Below are 17214 nucleotides of genomic sequence, written 5' to 3'. Positions count from 1 at the left end.
CCCTGAGAAGACCACAGGCCCGACGCCGGGTCAACGCGCGGCAACCGCCTGGACGACAGTCCTTGAGACACGTCTCTGAGACAAGCTTTTAGGACAAACCCTTGAGACCAGATTCGTGAAACTAGGCCGTCAACGCGACGCGACAAGCAACAAGCATCCAACAACGACAACCCTCATCCTGTCCGGCCAGCGCCGGAACACCTCGGGAGCCATGCCATGAGCCAGTCCAACGATATCGTCTTCCTGTCTGCCACCCGCACGCCCATGGGCGGCATGCTCGGCAGCCTCTCAAGCCTCACCGCCCCCGAGCTCGGGGCCACGGCCATCCGCGCCGCCATCGAGCGCGCCGGCATCGAGGCCTCCGCCATCGACGAGGGCATCATGGGCTGCGTGCTGCCCGCTGGCGTCAAGCAGGGCCCGGCCCGCCAAGCCATGCGCCAGGCCGGCATCCCCGACGCCAGCGGCGCCACCACCATCAACAAGCTGTGCGGCTCGGGCATGAAGGCCACCATGCTGGCCCACGACCTGATCCGCGCCGGCAGCGCCGAGGTGATGCTGGCCGGTGGCATGGAGTCCATGTCCAACGCGCCCCACGTGCTCACCAAGGCCCGCGCCGGCTACCGCCTGGGCCACGGGGAGCTGAAGGACCACATGTTTCTGGACGGCCTCGAGGATGCCGAGACCGGCAAGCTGATGGGCGTCTTCGCCCAGGACGTCGCCAGCGAGCGGGACTACGGCCGCGAGCGCCTGGACGACTTCGCCATCGCCTCGCTGGAGCGCGCCATGGAGGCGACCAAGGCCGGTCACCTGGACGCCGAGATGGCCCCAGTCACCGTCAAGAGCCGGCAGGGCGAGAGCGTGGTGGACCACGACGAGCAGCCCTTCCAGGCCAAGCTCGACAAGATTCGCGCCCTGCGTCCGGCTTTCGCCAAGGACGGCACCATCACCGCGGCCAACGCAAGCTCCATCTCCGACGGTGCCTCGGCGCTGATCATGGCCAGCCAGGCGGCGGCCGACCGGCTCGGCGCCACGCCCATCGCGCGGATGCTCGGCCACAGCACCCACTCGCGTCACCCGAGCGAGTTTACCATCGCCCCGGTGGGCGCCATCGACAAGCTGATGAAGAAGCTCGACTGGGGCGTGGACGACGTCGACCTGTTCGAGATCAACGAGGCCTTCGCGGTGGTCACCCTGATGGCCATGGATGACCTAGGCCTGCCCCACGAGAAGGTCAACGTGTTCGGCGGCGCCTGCGCTCAGGGCCATCCCATCGGCTCCACCGGCTCGCGGATCATCGCCACCCTGATTCACGCCCTGCGCACCAAGGGCGGCAAGCGGGGCATCGCGAGCCTGTGCATCGGCGGCGGCGAGGCGACCGCCGTGGCCGTGGAGCTGATCGACTAAAGCGCCTTTCCTCAGCCGCCTGACTCGGCGAATCGGGGGCAGCGCAAAGTGAGGGTCATTTGCCAAGGATGGCGAATGTAGCGCCCAGGGATGGGTCCACAGCGCCCTCACGAAGCGCTGCCCCCAATGATGATCTGCCGTGGAGTGAAACACGCTCGAAGAAACGGCGGGATCGTTCACGTGGCAGGTACCTTCAGTCGCGAGGCGCCGACAGCCTCTCCACGCGCAGCCGCTCGCGGACGTCGAACAGCCGGCGGCTGCCCGCCGCCACTGCCGCCAGGGTGCCAAAGCCGGTGCCCAGAGTGATGGTGAACATCACCAGTATCTGGTACTTCACCGCCAGCGCCGGCGGGCTGCCGGCGAGTATCTGGCCGGTCATCATGCCCGGCAGGCTGACCACCCCGGCGGCGGCCATGGCGTTGATCATCGGCATCATGCCGCTTCTCATCGCCTCCCGGCGGATATCGCCGATCGCCTCCTGCCAGCGCTGGCCGAGCATCAGCCGGTTCTCGATCACCGCGCGCTGCTGCCAGGCCGTGTCGGTGAGGCGGTCCAGTGCCAGGGCGACCCCGGTCATGGTGTTGCCGAGCATCATGCCGAGCAGCGGGATGGCGTACTGGGGCCGGTACCAGGGCTCGGGGCCGATGATCACGGTGAGCGTTAGCACGGTGACGATGAACGAGGAGAGAAACATCGCCACGGTGCCGATGCCGAAGGCCCAGCCGCCGCGCAGCCGGCGCCTCTGGCGGGCCATCACCTCGCGCCCGGCGATCAGCAGCATGCCGAGCGCCATCAGCGCCACCCAATGAAAGCGGGCCGCCGAGAAGAGCGCCTCGAGCACCAGGCCGACCAGGCCGAGCTGGATCACCGTGCGCGCCGCGGCGACGAGCAGGCTGCGCCCCATCCCCAGCCGAGCGGCGACCGTGCAGCCGGCCAGCGCCACCACCATCAGCGCCGCCAGAGCCAGTTGCCACCAGGCCAGCGCGATCACGCCCATGCGTCCGCCTCCTCGAGTCGATGCCCGACGATGCGCCGATGGTGATCGGCCACCCGGGCGATCTGCGCCGGATCGTGGGCGACCCAGATCACTGGCCAGCCGCGCGCGCGGATTCGCGCGCGTAGCCACGCCTCCACGCGGCGAGTGGTAGCGTCATCCAGGTTGGCGGTGGGCTCGTCGAGCAGCAGCGCCGAGGGTTCGCGGCTCAGCGCCCGCGCCAGCGCCAGGCGCTGCTTCTCGCCCGAGGAGAGTCGCGCGACCTGCCAATCGAGCACCTCGGGGGCGAAGCCCAGGGCCTCGAGGTCATCGAGACGCGCGTCGGGCAGGTGCTCGCCCAGCGACTCGGCCCACCAGTGGCTCTCCGCCGGCACCAGCATTACCCGGGCGCGCCAGGCGTGCCCAGGAATCGACGCCTGGGCCGTCTCGCCGAGCCGCTGGTGCCGGAGAGGCAGAGAATCTCGCCGGGGGCAAGGGTCAGGGTCACCGGGGACAACTCAGCGACGGCGAGCCGCACCAGGTGCAGCGACGAGGGTGCAATCACGGTGGCCTCCGCTGCAGGGGAACTGGCTGCGATGGTAGCAGCTAGTCGCGTACGTGAGAGTGAGACCTGCCACGGTCATTTTCGCGTCATCTCGGCGACTCATCGCAGTCATGAAAGGCTTCCAAGATAAATCATGAACCTCATTTCCCTGACACAGGTCGACTCCCATGCAAACCCTGACACGCTCCCTGCTCGCCGGCGGTGTCGCCGTCGCCGCTCTCACCGTCGGCATCTCTCAGGCCCAGGCCGAGTTCTCCCTGAGCGAGCGCTACACCGATAACGATGGCGACCTGGTGGCCGATATCCCCGCGGACGAGAGCCAGTGGCTCGACCCCGACACCCTGGTGTTCGCCTATACCCCAGTCGAGGACCCCGCCGTCTACGCCGAGGTGTGGGATGGCTTCCTCGCGCATATGGAGGGGGTCACCGGCAAGACGGTGCAGTTCTTCCCGGTGCAGTCCAACTCCGCCCAAATCGAGGCGATGCGCGCCGGGCGACTGCATGTGGCCGGCTTCAACACCGGCTCCAATCCCTTGGCCGTGGCCTGTGCCGGCTATCGGCCCTTCACCATGATGGCCGCCGAGGACGGCAGTTTCGGCTACGAGATGGAGATCATCACCCATCCGGGTTCCGGCATTGACGAGGTCGAGGACATCCGCGGCCGTACCCTGACCCACACCTCCGAGACCTCCAACTCCGGCTTCAAGGCGCCCACCGCGCTGATGGCCTCCGAGTTCGATATGGTCTCCGGCGAGGACTATGAGGTCGACTTCTCCGGCAAGCACGACAACTCCGTGCTGGGCGTGGCCAACCAGGACTACGCGGTGGCCACCGTCGCCAACTCGGTCAAGAACCGCATGCTAGACCGTGGCGTGATCGACGCCGACAAGCTCGAGGTGATTTACCAGTCCGACACCTTCCCCACCACCAGCTACGGCACCGTCTACAATCTGGCGCCCGAGCTGCAGGAGGCGATCCAGGAGGCCTTCTTCAGCTTCGAGTGGGAAGGCAGCGCACTGGCCGAGGAGTTCGGTCGCAACGGGGAGGAGCAGTTCATTCCCATCACCTTCAAGGAGCACTGGGCGGTGATCCGCCAGATCGACGAGGCCAACGGCGTCGAATACGACTGCAACTGAGCCTCAAGCCAGGGAAGGCGCGGGCAGCATGCCGCCCGCGCCTTCGCGTCGATGAGTCACAGGGGAGAACCTGCCACGTGCTGACCCTCAACCAGCTGACCAAGGCCTATAGCGTCGGCGACCCGGCACTGCGCGACGTGACCTTTCGCGTCCCGCGAGGCCAGGTCGTCGGCCTGATCGGCCCTTCGGGGGCCGGCAAGTCGACCCTGATCCGCTGCATCAACCGCCTGGTAGAGCCTTCCAGCGGCGCGATTTACCTGGACGAGACCGACCTGACCTGCCTGGGCAGTCGCGAGCTGCGACGAGCGCGGCGGCGCGTCGGCATGATCTTCCAGGAATACGCCCTGGTGGAGCGACTGACCGTCATGGAGAACGTGCTGTCCGGCCGCCTGGGATACGTGCCCTTCTGGCGCAGCTTCACGCGTCGCTTCCCGGGCCAGGACATCGAGAATGCCTACCGCCTGCTCGATCGGGTGGGCCTGCTGGCACATGCCGACAAGCGCGCCGACGCCCTCTCGGGGGGGCAGCGCCAGCGGGTGGGCATCGCCCGTGCCCTGGCCCAGGAGCCAGAGCTGCTGCTGGTGGATGAGCCCACCGCGAGCCTCGACCCCAAGACCAGCCGCCAGATCATGCGGCTGATCACCGAGATCTGCACCGAGCGCGAGCTGCCGGCCATCGTCAACATCCACGATGTGCCGCTGGCCCAGCAGTTCGTCGACCGACTGGTGGGACTTCGCGCCGGGCGAATGGTGTTCGATGACACGCCAGACCGCCTCGACGAGGCCATGCTCACCGAGATCTACGGTGCCGAGGACTGGACGGCCACGGACCAGGAGGACGACGAGCCCGAGTCCAGCAGCGATGCACAGATCTCCCTGCGGCTGCCGGGGGCATCGACATGACCGCGAACAGCGCCTATCCGCGCCGCTGGAAGCGCCCACCGCAGCTGATCACGACCCGACGCTGGCGGCTGACCCTGCCGTTGCTGGTCGTGGCCTACCTGGTGCTGGCGCTGGGCTCATTGGAGATCGACGCCGGCCGCGTCGTCGAAGGCTTGTCGCGCGGCGCACGCTTCATTCAGGGCTTCTTGCAGCCGGACTTCGTGAGCCGCTGGCAGGATATTCGTCAGGGGCTGATCGAGAGCCTGACCATGACACTCACCGCCACGGTGGTGGGCGTGCTGATCTCGGTGCCCATCGGCATCGGCGCGGCCCATAACCTGTCACCGCGCCCGGTCTATCTGGTGTGTCGTTCGATCGTCTCCGTCAGCCGTTCGCTGCAGGAGATCATCATCGCCATCTTCCTGGTCGCCATGTTCGGTTTCGGTCCCTTCGCCGGCTTCCTCACGCTGGCCTTCGCCTCCATCGGCTTCGTCGCCAAGCTCCTCGCCGACGACATCGAAGAAGCCAGCGCCAGCCAGATCGAGGCCATCCGCGCCACAGGTGCCAGCGGCCTGCAGCTGATCCATTACGCCGTTCAGCCACAGGTCATGCCGCGACTGATCGGCCTGTCGCTCTATCGCCTGGACATCAACTTCCGCGAGAGCGCGGTGATCGGCATCGTCGGCGCCGGGGGCATCGGCGCCACCCTCAATACCGCCATCGACCGTTACGAGTACGACAGTGCCGGCGCCATCCTGCTGCTCATCATCGCCATCGTCATGCTCTCGGAGTATGGCTCCAGCTACCTCAGGAAGTACCTGCAATGAGCGCTCTCGACACAGGCCCCGGGGAGCCCCCCCACTATTCTCAGGTCTGGACCTTTCGCACGCCGCGTGCCCGCCTCGCGCTATGGGTCGGCTGGGTGGCGCTGGCGGCACTATTCGTCTGGTGCTGGCAGATAATGAACGAGAACACGCTGTGGATCTTCGTCACCGACGCGCCCAGCCAGGCTGCCGACATCGGCAGTCGTATGTTCCCGCCCGAGCTGGCCTACCTGCCCGAACTGCTGATGCCGCTCTGGGATACCCTCAACATTGCCACCCTGGGCACCGTGGGCGGCGTCATCCTGGCCGTACCGGTGGCCTTCCTGGCGGCGCGCAACACCACACCCTCGGCGCTGCTGATTCGGCCCGTGGCACTCTTCATCATCGTCAGCTCGCGCTCGATCAACTCGCTGATCTGGGCCCTGCTGCTGGTGGCGATCATCGGCCCGGGCCTGCTCGCCGGCATCGTCGCCATCGCCCTGCGCTCCATCGGCTTCGTCGGCAAGCTGCTGTATGAAGCCATCGAGGAGACCGATGCCCGCCAGGTCGAGGCGGTGACGGCCACGGGCGCCGGTCGGGCCCAGGTGATCCACTACGGCATCGTGCCGCAGGTACTGCCCGCCTTCTGGGGCATCTCGATGTTCCGCTGGGACATCAATATCCGCGAGAGCACCATCCTCGGGCTGGTGGGTGCCGGCGGCATCGGCATGAAGCTGCAGTCCTCCATTGATACCCTGGCCTGGTCCCAGGTGGCCACCATCCTGATCGTGATCCTCGGCACGGTGGTAGTCAGCGAGACGCTCTCGGCAAAGGTACGCCGTGCGTTGATCTGAGCCGGCAAGCACGGTGACCAGGGTGCCGCCACGATATCACTCCTGCGGTCTGCTACCGTGGCAGCACCCCCCACCCTGCCGGCGATCTCCAAGCCCGCTTCCTGACCTTTCTCGGCTAGGTCCGCGCATTACCCTGGTCTGGATGCAACTGCCCATGGCCGCCGCCAGGCATCTCCAAATCTGAACTCACAGCGAGCTCTCGCCAGCCTTCCAGCGTGCTCTCCCGATCAGCGCAAGCGTCGTCGTTCGGTTGACAGCATTGAATATATATGATCTCCCATATATTGTAGCATCGCTGTGGCATGCGCCCGACGACCAAGCCTGTCTCGATGGAGACACCATGAACCTAGTGCGCTGGAGGAAAGGAGACACCGCGTGACAACCCACCCCCTGGACGACCTGCCCAACATCGACCGCGAGCGCTTCCGGGTGCCCGATGCCGCCAGCCTGGGCATCCAGATGGACAGTGAGCATGCCCGCGCATCCTGCTGCTCTAGGGCTCGCTGCGAAGCCGCTACTTCAGCCGTCTGGCGGTGGAGGAAGCCGCGCGACTGCAGCGAGGCGCTCACCGACCGCTACTCCGAGCGCAAGGAGTCGGCCGAGCAGCTCTCTGCACGGGTCAACCAGCGCGCCATCTGACGGGAGTCACACCATGAGCACACGACAGGAATCACAGTTTCCCAGCACCTCAGAGGGCATGGGACTCTTCGAGCGCTTCCTCTCGCTATGGGTGGCGCTGGCCATCGTCGCCGGGGTACTTCTCGGGCAGTTTGCCCCGGCAGTGCCCGAAACGCTGTCGCGCTTCGAATATGCCCAGGTCTCGATCCCGGTGGCGATCCTGATCTGGGCGATGATCTTTCCCATGATGGCGCAGATCGACTTCTCCGCCGTGCTCGGGGTGCGCCGCCAGCCCAAGGGGCTCTTGATCACCACCACGGTGAACTGGCTGATCAAGCCCTTCACCATGTTCGCCATCGCCTGGTTCTTCCTGACGGTGGTGTTCGCCCCGTTGATCCCGGAGCCCCTCGCCAGCCAGTACCTGGCGGGTGCCATCCTGCTGGGGGCCGCCCCCTGCACCGCCATGGTCTTCGTGTGGAGCTACCTGACCCGAGGTGATGCCGCCTACACCCTGGTGCAGGTTGCCCTCAACGACCTGATCATGCTGTTCGCCTTCGCGCCCATCGTGGTCATCCTGCTCGGCGTCTCCAACATCCAGGTGCCTTGGGATACGGTCGCCCTGTCGGTGGTGCTCTATATCGTCATCCCGCTGGCCGCCGGCGTCGTGACCCGGCGCACCCTGATCGCCCGCCGCGACAGCGAATGGTACGACAACGTCTTCATGAAGAAGGTGGGGCCGATCACCCCCATCGGGCTGATCATCACCCTGGTGCTGCTGTTCGCCTTCCAGGGTGAGGTGATCCTCGAGGCGCCGCTGCATATCGTGCTGATCGCCATCCCGCTGATCCTCCAGACCTTCCTGATCTTCTTCATCGCCTATGGCTGGGCCAAGGCGTGGAAGGTACCCTACAGCGTGGCCGCCCCCGGGGCGATGATCGGTGCCAGCAATTTCTTCGAGCTGGCCGTGGCCGCCGCCATCGCGCTCTTCGGCCTGCAGTCCGGCGCGGCCCTGGCCACTGTGGTGGGCGTGCTGGTGGAGGTGCCGCTGATGCTCGCCCTGGTGCGTATCGCCAACAGAACCCGTCACCACTTCCCCGAGGCCCCGGCCCAGGCTACCGCCGAAGCCAGGAGCTGACCCATGGCCATCGAGGTCAGCGACCGGGCCCGCGAGTGGCTCAAGCGCAAGGGAGGCGTGGGCACGGTGCGCCTCTCGCCCCGTCATGGCTGCTGTGGCGGCAGAGCGGACATTGCGGTGGCCGAGGCCAGGACACCGGATGCACCGGAGCACTTCACGCGCCTCGAGCGCGAGGATGTGGTGCTCTATATCGATCCGATGCTGGTCGATCAGAGCCTGACACTCGACGTCGAGGGCTTCCGGGGCCTTCGACATCTCTTCGTGGACGGTGCGCCGTTGTCCAGATAGCAAGCCCTCGCGGCTTGCACCGAGGCGTCTTCCCAGTGAGGATCAGGCGATGACTGCGACTCTCCTGCGGCGCTACCCGCTGCTCACCATCGTGCTGGCCCAGCTGTTCGGCACCTCGCTGTGGTTCTCCGTCAACGGCGTGGGACTGTCGCTCTCCCGCGAACTGGGCGTTTCCGAGGCGGACCTGGGCCGACTGACCCTCACCGTGCAGGCAGGCTTTATCGCCGGCACCCTGTTCATGGCCATCTCCGGCCTGGCCGACCGCTTTCGTGCCAGCCGCATCTTCGCCACCGCCTGCCTGGCCGGCGCCCTGGCCAACGCCGGCTTCGTGCTGGTAGCCGACCAGTGGCCCCTGGCGATCACCCTGCGCCTGCTGACCGGTCTCTGCCTGGCCGGCATCTACCCGCTGGGCATGAAGCTGGTGATAGGCTGGACGCCCCGGTATACCGGGGCAGCGCTGGCCTGGCTCGTCGGCATGCTGACCCTAGGCACCGCCCTGCCCCACCTGCTGCGCGGCGCCAGCCTGGGCCTGGCCTGGGAGTGGGCGTTGCTGGGTGCTTCCGTCCTTGCTGTACTCGGCGGGATAGGCATCTTCGTCCTGGGAGATGGCACGCATCTGCCACCGTCGAGCGGCAAGACACGACTACTCGATGGACTGGCCGCCTTGCGAGAGCCCCGCTTCCGCGCCGTGGCCGGCGGTTACTTCGGCCACTGCTGGGAACTCTATGCCCTGTGGACGCTTACACCCTTCCTGGTCGCCCACGAGGTGGCGCGGCTCGGCGCAGCCGAGGCTTGGGTTCCCTGGCTGTCGTTTACCGTCATTGCGCTGGGATTGTTGGGCTGTGTCGGTGGCGGGCAGCTCAGCCGCCGTCTCGGCAGCCTTTGGGTGGCGCGTCGAGCGCTGGCCGCTTCCGGGCTGATCTGCCTGGCCTACCCGCTGATGACCTGGCTGCCGCCAGGGCTGCTGCTCACCCTCCTGGCGCTGTGGGGACTCACCGTGATCGCCGACTCGCCCCAGTTCTCGGCGCTGGCCGCGGCCAGCGCACCACGCGAGCGAGTGGGCTCGACCCTGGCGGTGATGAACGCCGTGGGCTTCGCCCTGACCATCCCGGCCATCTCGCTCACCACCATCCTGTGGGAACTCCAGGGCAGCTGGGTACTGTGGTGGCTGCTGCCGGGGCAGATTCTCGGGCTGATGGCGCTCCAGCCACTGCACCGCCAGGACCCCCTCGCCTCAGGAGATGTCTGACCGTGCGCCGTGCCTTTCCCTGCATCGAGTCCGCCTGGCAAGCCCATCGAGATGAACTCAGGGGCTTCCTGATCCGACACAGCGGCAACCAAGACACTGCCGATGACCTCCTCCAGAGTGTCTATACCCAGGCGCTGACTCACCGCCAGCAGTTCTGCAAACTGGACTCCCCCCGGGCCTGGCTGTTTCGCGTGGCCCGCCATCAGTGGATCGACCAACAGCGTCGAGACAGACGCTGGACGGACCAGCCGCCCCCCGAGATCGCCGAGGAGTCGCCACCGACGTCTCCCCTGGTGAGCCTGATCAACTGCATCGAACACGCCATGCCCCATCTCGAGGCGAAGGATCGCGATATCCTGAGGCGCTGCGACCTGGAGGGCCTCCGCCAGGCCGACTACGCCGACGACCATGGCCTGCGCCTCCCGGCCACCAAGGCGCGTCTGCGTCGGGCCCGACAGCGGTTGCGCCAGCGTCTTATCGATCAATGCGGCATCGTCTTCGACGAGAAGGGGGATATCTGCTGTCATCGCGCGGACCGAGGATAAACGAGATTTTTCGCATCGTGCCTGTATCCTTTTGCCTCCTGCTACGTCTTCCTGTGTGACACCGACCTAACTCACAGGGAGAAGATGAACATGCTGGAGGTCTTTACCTGGCTGGCCGACTGGCTGATCTATGGCCTTGCAGGCCTTGACCCAGAGAGCAAGCTCGGCGCATCGCTGCACTTCTTCGTCGAGGACACGACCAAGATCTTCGCGCTACTGGTGGTGATGATCTACGTCATCGCCCTGATGCGTGCCTCACTGAACCTGGAGCGGGTGCGTCACTACATCCAGCAGAAGCATCGTCTGGCAGGTTACGGCCTGGGTGCCAGCTTCGGCGCCATCACGCCCTTCTGCTCCTGCTCGAGCATCCCGCTATTCCTGGGCTTCACCAGCGCCGGTATCCCCCTGGGCATCACCATGGCCTTCCTGTTCACCTCGCCGATCATCAACGAGGTAGCGGTGATCATGCTGTGGAGCCTGCTGGGCTGGGAATTTACTCTGGTGTACATCGTCATCGGCATGGCCGTGGGCATCGGCGGTGGCATGCTCCTCGATGCCCTGAGGGGCGAGCGCTGGTTGGAGGATTTCGCGGCCAAGGCCTACCAGCAGGCCGCCGCGACGCCCCAAGACGATGAGCCCGCACCCGAGACGCCCTCCCTCACCCTGAAGGAGCGCCATGCCTTTGCTCGGGACGAACTCAAGGAGATCGTCGGGCGGATCTGGAAGTGGGTGATCATCGGCGTCGCCCTGGGGGCCGGACTGCATGGCTTCGTGCCGGACGGCTGGTTCGCCAACAACCTGGGTAGTGGTCAGTGGTGGAACGTACCCGCCGCCGTACTGGCGGGGCTTCCGCTCTACTCCAACGCCACCGGTGTCATCCCGGTGATGGAGAGCCTGATCCTCAAGGGTTTGCCGGTGGGCACCACCCTGGCCTTCTGCATGAGCACCGTGGCAGCGAGCTTCCCCGAGTTCATCATGCTCAAGCAGGTCATGCAGTGGCGCCTACTGGCCACCATCTTCGTCATCCTGCTAGCCAACTTCATGATCGTTGGCTGGCTCATCAACCTGCTGAGCCCCTGGCTTTTCAGCGGATTCCCATCTTAAAGGAGACACATCATGAAGAAGATCGAAGTGCTGGGTACCGGCTGCAAGAAATGCGTCAGCACCGCCGAACGGATTCAGGCAGTGGCCGGCGAACTGGGCATAGAGGTCGAGGTGGAAAAGGTCACGGATCCAGCTGTCATTATGGGCTACCAGGTCATGTCGACACCCGCTGTGGCCATCGACGGTACGCTCGTTCACAGCGGCAGCGTGCCGGGCCGAGAAAAGATCGAGAGCCTGTTGAGGGCGTGACCCCGGGTGCCAGGCCTCCTGAAGCGACGGCATATCCGGCCACCCTCGGACACGGATCGGTTGGCAGCTCAACACATCGCCAAATGTCGCTCCGGCCGATTGCCCATGGCCGCGAGACGTGCGAGAGGGGCCGCCAGGCGGGTGTCTTGTTCCCCAGCGGTCGCTTCCAGGATGGTCTTCACCCAGCCGGGCAGGCTCGCCTCCAGCCCGTAATAGACCCACTGGCCCTCGCGGCGATCGCCGAGCAGGCCGCAGTGGCGAAGCTGCGCCAGGTGGCGGGACACCTTGGGCTGCGACAGGGCCAGGGCATGGGTCAACTCACAGACGCAGAGCTCTCCCTCCCGGTAAATCAACGCGACCAGTGTCAGTCGAGTCTCGTCGGACAGGCATTTGAAGAGATCGAGGGGTTGCAAGGGGCTTACCTCATCGTGGGGATCAACGATTGGCCAGTGTAACCAATCGGGCCTCCCGTGCGCTTCCCGGGCGAGGGATGGCAAAGAGCACCACCGACACTGGCGGCGCCAGCGCCGACGGCAGTCAGGACCGGGGCTGCCATCACCCCCCCGCCGGGGAGGGCGCATCATGCCGCATCCCGCGGCAGGGCTAGGGCCATCAGCGCACTGGCCGCTACCAGGGCGGACGAGATCCACAGGCAGGCGGACAGGCCGTGAACCTGGTAGACCCAGCCGGACAGCAGGGTCCCGGCGAGGCGGCCCATGGCGTTGGCCATGTAGTAGAAGCCCACGTCCATGGAGACGCCGTCGGCGCGGGCGTAGTGGACGATCAGGTAGCTGTGCCAGCTGGAGTTGACGGCGAACAGCACGCCGAAAGCCAGCAGCCCCGCCACCAGCCAACCCACCTCGGCCAGGGGCAGCAGCGCCAGCAGGGCCGGCAAGCCGGCCAGCGCCAGCGCCCAGAAGGCCGTGACGCCGCGCGCCCCACCCTTGACCAGGCCGGTAAGGCGCGGCGCCTGGGTCTGCACCCCGCCGTAGCCGATCACCCAGATGGCCAGCAGCCCTCCTACCGTCCAGTGGCTCCAGCCGTGCTGATCATAGAGAAACACCGGCAATGCGACCACGAACCAGACGTCTCGTGAGGCAAAGAGACAGCACCGCGCCGCCGAGAGCACGTTGACGGCCCGCGACTTGGAGAATACCTCAGTGAACTTCGGCTTGCGCTTCTGACGGCCCAGGTCGGCCTTGAGCCGGACCAACGACAGGGCGAGCACTCCCACCAGCATCAGCGCCATGGCGATCACGGCGCCACGGAAGCCGATCAGGGTCAGCAGCACCCCCCCCAGGAAGAAGCCGGCTCCCTTGAGGGCGTTCTTGGAACCGGTGAGGATCGCGACCCAACGGTAGAGGGCGCTGCCGGCGCCGGGGCTGTCCCTGGGCACTAGCACCTTGACCGCACTCTTGGCGCTCATCTTGTTGAGGTCCTTGGCAATGCCCGAGAGCGCCTGGGCGGCCATCACCCAGGGCACCGTCAGCGCCGTGGCGGGCACCATCAGCATGGAAAGCGCCACGATCTGCAAGGCGAGGCCGACGTTCATGGTGCGGTTGAGCCCCAGACGGGCACCCAGCCATCCCCCCACTAGGTTGGTGACCACGCCGAAGGCCTCGTAGAAGAGGAACAGCAGCGCCACCTCAAGCGGCGAGTAGCCGAGCTGGTGGAAGTGCAGCACCACCAGCATGCGCAGGGCGCCGTCGGTGAGCGTGAAGGCCCAGTAGTTGCCGGTGATCAGCAGGTACTGGCGAATCTCGAAGGGCAATGCCCTCAGACGGCCGGCGAGAGAGTGTCCCTCAACCACGACCCACCTTCAGGGCCAGCTCGGCGGTGCGGTTGGCGTAGCCCCACTCGTTGTCGTACCAGGCGTAGAGCTTCACCTGGGTGCCGTTGACCACCATCGTCGAGAGGGCATCGATGATCGAACTGCGCGGATCGGTGCGGTAGTCGATGGAGACCAGCGGCCGCTCCTCATAGCCCAGGATGCCGGCAAGCGGGCCCTCGGCGGCGGCCTCCAGGGCCGCATTGACCTCCTCCACCGTGACCTCGCGTTCGAGCTCGAAGACCATGTCGGTGAGCGAGGCGTTGGCCAGTGGCACGCGGATGGCGTGACCGTTCAGCTTGCCCTCGAGATCCGGGAAGATGGCGGTGATCGCCTTGGCCGAGCCGGTGGTGGTGGGGATCAGGCTCATGCCGCAGGCCCGAGCCCGGCGCAAATCCTTGTGCGGGGCGTCGAGGATGGTCTGGGTATTGGTGATGTCGTGCACCGTGGTCATCGAGCCATGGCGGATGCCGAAGGTCTCGTGGATGACCTTGACCACCGGCGCCAGGCAGTTGGTGGTACAGCTCGCCGCGGTGACGATAGGATGGATGTCAGAGGCGTAGCTGCCGTCGTTGACGCCCACCACCACGTTGAGCACGCCCTCCTCCTTCACCGGCGCGCTGACCACCACACGCTCGACGCCCTGGTCGAGATATGCCTGGAGCGCCTGCGTGGTCTTCATCTTGCCGGAGCACTCGATGGTGACCTGACAGCCGGACCAGTCGCCGTCGTCCAGCGCCCTGTGCGAGCTGAAGGCAATTCGATGACCGTCCACCAGGATGGCCTCCTGCTCGGCCCGGATGCCCTGCCCCGGCGACCAGTGGCCGTGCACCGAGTCGAACTCCAGCAGGTGGGCGAAGGTGGCGGCGTCGCCACCCGGGTCGTTGATGCGCACCAGTTCGACCTCGCCCGCCGCGACGCGGGGCCAGAGGCTTCGCAGCACCAGGCGGCCGATGCGCCCGAAGCCATTGATGCCGACACGAAGGGTCATGTTGCTCTCCTGTTAAAGACGAAACGCCGGGAGACACCCTCAGGCATCGGCATCCCGGGCCTTGATCTGAAGCCACAGCGAGAGGCGGTGGCGTATCTCGTTGAGGGCCTGTTCGTAGGCGTCGGCACGCTCGATCAGGCGGGGGTCGCGAATATCCCAGTAGAGATGTTCGTCGCTTCCGCCCTGCCAGTCTCGACATGCTTGCTGGGCCTTGTCGCACAGCACGATGACGGCATGAAAATGTTCACCGGCAAAGGCATCCAGCGACTTGCTGGCCAGTCCTTCGGTGGAAATGCCCTGCTTCTTCAATGCCCCCAGGGTCATCGCAGCGGGTTCATCCGGCTCGCTGCCGGCACTGAAGGCCTCGAACCTATCGCCTGCCAGGTGGCGCAACAGCGCCTCCCCCATCAGCGAGCGGGCGGAATTGGCATTGCATAGGAAAAGAACGCGCTGTTTCGCCATTGGAGACTTCCAAGATATATGGAATATCATATATAACAGCGCCAGATGTCAATTCGGTGACATCCATCAGGGCGCGATGAGCATCCCCAACACGGCCAGCAGGCCCACCACCGCCCAGGCGGGCAGCCGCCAGCGCACCAGCAGCAGGAAGCCGGCGAGCGCCAGGGCAAAGGATTCGGGCCCAAGGATGACGCTGGTCCAGACCGGATCGTAGAGCGCCATGCCCAGGATGCCCACCACGGCGGCGTTGGCACCGCGCATCGCCGATCGGGCCGCGGCCCAGTGGCGCAGCCGGTTCCAGCACGGCATCGCCGCCACCACCAGCAAGAGCCCCGGCACGAAGATGGCCACCAGCGCCAGGGCGGCGCCAATGAGCCCGCCCGGCCCGATGGCGAGCAGGCTGCCGAGGTAGGCCGCGAACGTGAAGAGCGGGCCGGGCACCGCCTGGGCGGCGCCATAGCCGGCCAGGAAGGTCTCGGGCGAGACCCAACCCGGCGGTACCAGCTCGGCCTCGAGCAGCGGCAGCACCACGTGCCCGCCGCCGAACACCAGCGCCCCGGCGCGATAGAAGGCGTCCAGCAGGTCGAGGGTCGACGAGGCAGCAGCGAGGGCCAGCAACGGCAAGCCACCGAGCAGCGCAAGGAAAGCCGCCAGGGCGATACCGCCCACCCGGGGCGAGACGGGCAGCGACAACACCTCGCGAGGGGCCGCCGCCTCGTCGGCCTGGCAGAGGGTCAGGCCGGCCAGGATGCCCAGCAGGATCGCCGTCAGCTGCCCGAGGTGCCCGCCCACCAGCACCACGGTGACGACCGCCCCCAGAGCGATGCCGGCGCGACGCCGGTCCGGACATAGGCTCTTCGCCATGCCCCAGACGGCCTGGGCGACAATGGCCACCGCCGCCACCTTGAGGCCGTACACCAGCCCCGCGACCACGGGCCCCGTGGAGAGGCTCGCGCCCCAGGCGAAGACCACCAGCGCCAGCGCCGACGGGAGGGTGAAGGCGATCCAGGCCAGGGCCGCGCCCCAGGCCCCGGCGCGCAACAGCCCCAGGGCAAAGCCCACCTGGCTGCTGGCGGGCCCGGGCAGGAACTGGCAGAGCGCCACCAAGTCGGCGTAGTCCGCCTCGGTGAGCCAGCGACGGCGCGTAACGAACTCGTGCCGAAAATAACCCAGGTGCGCGACGGGGCCGCCGAAGGAGGTCAGGCCCAGCAGCAGGAAGGCCCGGAAGACCTCCCCCGGGCGCCCCGGCCGGCGGGTCCCGCCGTCACGACGCGCCGCCGGCATGTCGAGCCGCTCGCCCACGCCTAGCCGTAGCGGCCGGTGATGTAGTCTTCGGCCTTCTTGGTGGCCGGGTTGGAGAACATCGTCTTGGTGTCGTTGTACTCGATGATCTCACCGAGGTGGAAGAAGGCCGTGTAGTCGGCCACCCGCGCGGCCTGCTGCATGTTGTGGGTCACGGTGATGATGGTGAACTGCTGCTTGAGCTTGTCCATCAGGTCCTCGATGGTCGCCGTGGAGATCGGATCCAGGGCCGAGGTCGGCTCGTCCATCAGGATCACGTCGGGCTGCACGGCGATCGCCCGGGCGATGCACAGGCGCTGCTGCTGGCCACCGGAGAGCGAGGTGCCCGGCTGGTGCAGCTTGTCCTTGACCTCCTCCCAGAGGCCGGCGTCGCGCAGGGCCTTTTCTACCAGCTCATCCTGGTCCGACTTGCGACTCACCAGGTCGTGCATGCGAGGCGCGTAGACGACATTGTCGTAGATCGACTTGGGAAAGGGGTTGGGCTTCTGGAAGACCATGCCCACCCGGCGGCGCAGCGCGACCTCATCCATCTTGGCGGCGTTGACGTCGCGACCATCCATCTCCACCAGCCCCTCGAGGCGCACGCTGGGGATCAGGTCGTTCATGCGGTTCAGGCAGCGCAGGAAGGTGGACTTGCCACAGCCCGACGGCCCGATCAGGGCCGTGATGTTCTTCTGATAGACATCGATATTGATGTTCTTCAACGCCTGGCTCTGGCCGTACCAGAGATTGAGGTCGCGAACGCGAATGCTCAGCTCGTGATGGGCGTCGATATTGCGGGTCACCGGCTGGCCGGGTTCGGGACGAGAGCTGTCGTGACGTGACAT

Annotated in this window: 19 protein-coding genes and 1 pseudogene; 12 read left to right on the top strand and 8 right to left on the bottom strand. The window is 66.4% G+C overall.

Going from position 1 to position 17214, the window contains the following annotated elements:
• Nucleotides 1–216 precede the first annotated feature (216 nt).
• A complete protein-coding gene (locus tag BM388_RS11865) occupies nucleotides 217–1404 on the top strand; it encodes an acetyl-CoA C-acyltransferase (RefSeq protein WP_089850411.1) in 1188 nt (395 codons plus the stop codon).
• 193 nt (nucleotides 1405–1597) lie between these two features.
• Here BM388_RS11865 and BM388_RS11860 read toward each other — a convergent pair whose 3' ends face one another.
• Both BM388_RS11860 and BM388_RS18270 read right to left on the bottom strand, forming a co-directional pair.
• Nucleotides 1598–2401, bottom strand: a complete 804-nt coding sequence (locus BM388_RS11860) for an ABC transporter permease (RefSeq protein ID WP_089850409.1) — start codon at nucleotides 2399–2401, stop codon at nucleotides 1598–1600.
• Entirely contained in the window at nucleotides 2392–2778 is a 387-nt protein-coding gene (locus tag BM388_RS18270) for an ABC transporter ATP-binding protein (RefSeq protein ID WP_139233933.1), read from the bottom strand. Before BM388_RS18270 ends, BM388_RS11860 begins: the two co-directional genes overlap by 10 nt.
• 331 nt (nucleotides 2779–3109) lie before the next feature.
• Here BM388_RS18270 and phnD point away from each other — a divergent pair, with 331 nt between their 5' ends.
• From phnD to BM388_RS11800, 11 genes and pseudogenes are all read left to right on the top strand, one after another.
• Nucleotides 3110–4078: a phosphate/phosphite/phosphonate ABC transporter substrate-binding protein gene (gene phnD, locus BM388_RS11850; protein ID WP_089850407.1), complete on the top strand. Its 969-nt coding sequence runs from the start codon at nucleotides 3110–3112 to the stop codon at nucleotides 4076–4078.
• A gap of 77 nt (nucleotides 4079–4155) precedes the next feature.
• Nucleotides 4156–4980, top strand: coding sequence for a phosphonate ABC transporter ATP-binding protein (phnC, locus tag BM388_RS11845; protein WP_089850405.1), 825 nt, complete (start codon nucleotides 4156–4158; stop codon nucleotides 4978–4980).
• Nucleotides 4977–5786: a phosphonate ABC transporter, permease protein PhnE gene (phnE, locus tag BM388_RS11840; RefSeq protein WP_089850403.1), complete on the top strand. Its 810-nt coding sequence runs from the start codon at nucleotides 4977–4979 to the stop codon at nucleotides 5784–5786. Before phnC ends, phnE (BM388_RS11840) begins: the two co-directional genes overlap by 4 nt.
• Entirely contained in the window at nucleotides 5783–6616 is an 834-nt protein-coding gene (gene phnE / locus BM388_RS11835) for a phosphonate ABC transporter, permease protein PhnE (protein ID WP_089850401.1), read from the top strand. Before phnE (BM388_RS11840) ends, phnE (BM388_RS11835) begins: the two co-directional genes overlap by 4 nt.
• A gap of 546 nt (nucleotides 6617–7162) precedes the next feature.
• Nucleotides 7163–7255, top strand: a pseudogene (locus tag BM388_RS18265) (arsenical resistance protein ArsH); the annotation flags it as partial.
• Nucleotides 7256–7268: 13 nt separating this feature from the next.
• The gene (gene arsB, locus BM388_RS11825) at nucleotides 7269–8369 is read left to right on the top strand and encodes an ACR3 family arsenite efflux transporter (RefSeq protein ID WP_089850397.1); all 1101 of its coding nucleotides are present in this window, start codon (nucleotides 7269–7271) and stop codon (nucleotides 8367–8369) included.
• Between the two features lie 3 nt (nucleotides 8370–8372).
• On the top strand, nucleotides 8373–8657 hold the full coding sequence (locus BM388_RS11820; protein ID WP_089850395.1) for a CC/Se motif family (seleno)protein: 285 nt from the start codon (nucleotides 8373–8375) through the stop codon (nucleotides 8655–8657).
• Between the two features lie 49 nt (nucleotides 8658–8706).
• Entirely contained in the window at nucleotides 8707–9906 is a 1200-nt protein-coding gene (locus BM388_RS11815; protein WP_089850393.1) for an MFS transporter, read from the top strand.
• A 2-nt stretch (nucleotides 9907–9908) separates the two neighbouring features.
• The gene (locus BM388_RS11810; RefSeq protein ID WP_175535088.1) at nucleotides 9909–10451 is read left to right on the top strand and encodes a sigma-70 family RNA polymerase sigma factor; all 543 of its coding nucleotides are present in this window, start codon (nucleotides 9909–9911) and stop codon (nucleotides 10449–10451) included.
• 90 nt (nucleotides 10452–10541) lie between these two features.
• Nucleotides 10542–11555: a permease gene (locus BM388_RS11805; RefSeq protein WP_089850438.1), complete on the top strand. Its 1014-nt coding sequence runs from the start codon at nucleotides 10542–10544 to the stop codon at nucleotides 11553–11555.
• 12 nt (nucleotides 11556–11567) lie between these two features.
• Nucleotides 11568–11804, top strand: coding sequence for a thioredoxin family protein (locus BM388_RS11800; RefSeq protein ID WP_089850389.1), 237 nt, complete (start codon nucleotides 11568–11570; stop codon nucleotides 11802–11804).
• A 68-nt stretch (nucleotides 11805–11872) separates the two neighbouring features.
• Here the strand turns inward: BM388_RS11800 and BM388_RS11795 are convergent, their stop codons facing one another.
• The 6 genes from BM388_RS11795 to pstB form a co-directional block, all read right to left on the bottom strand.
• Entirely contained in the window at nucleotides 11873–12217 is a 345-nt protein-coding gene (locus tag BM388_RS11795; protein ID WP_245781535.1) for a metalloregulator ArsR/SmtB family transcription factor, read from the bottom strand.
• A gap of 167 nt (nucleotides 12218–12384) precedes the next feature.
• On the bottom strand, nucleotides 12385–13614 hold the full coding sequence (gene arsJ, locus BM388_RS11790) for an organoarsenical effux MFS transporter ArsJ (RefSeq protein ID WP_089850387.1): 1230 nt from the start codon (nucleotides 13612–13614) through the stop codon (nucleotides 12385–12387).
• A complete protein-coding gene (locus BM388_RS11785) occupies nucleotides 13607–14623 on the bottom strand; it encodes an ArsJ-associated glyceraldehyde-3-phosphate dehydrogenase (RefSeq protein ID WP_089850385.1) in 1017 nt (338 codons plus the stop codon). Before BM388_RS11785 ends, arsJ begins: the two co-directional genes overlap by 8 nt.
• Nucleotides 14624–14662: 39 nt before the next feature.
• A complete protein-coding gene (locus BM388_RS11780; RefSeq protein ID WP_089850384.1) occupies nucleotides 14663–15085 on the bottom strand; it encodes an arsenate reductase ArsC in 423 nt (140 codons plus the stop codon).
• A gap of 66 nt (nucleotides 15086–15151) precedes the next feature.
• Nucleotides 15152–16369, bottom strand: a complete 1218-nt coding sequence (chrA, locus tag BM388_RS11775; protein ID WP_089850434.1) for a chromate efflux transporter — start codon at nucleotides 16367–16369, stop codon at nucleotides 15152–15154.
• Nucleotides 16370–16389: 20 nt separating this feature from the next.
• Complete coding sequence (gene pstB / locus BM388_RS11770) at nucleotides 16390–17214, bottom strand: phosphate ABC transporter ATP-binding protein PstB (RefSeq protein WP_089850382.1); 825 nt, start codon at nucleotides 17212–17214, stop codon at nucleotides 16390–16392.

This window comes from Halomonas saccharevitans (assembly GCF_900116405.1).
Taxonomy (GTDB): domain Bacteria; phylum Pseudomonadota; class Gammaproteobacteria; order Pseudomonadales; family Halomonadaceae; genus Halomonas; species Halomonas saccharevitans.
Note: the sequence above shows the minus strand (reverse complement) of the source record. Positions and strands in the feature narration are given on the sequence as shown.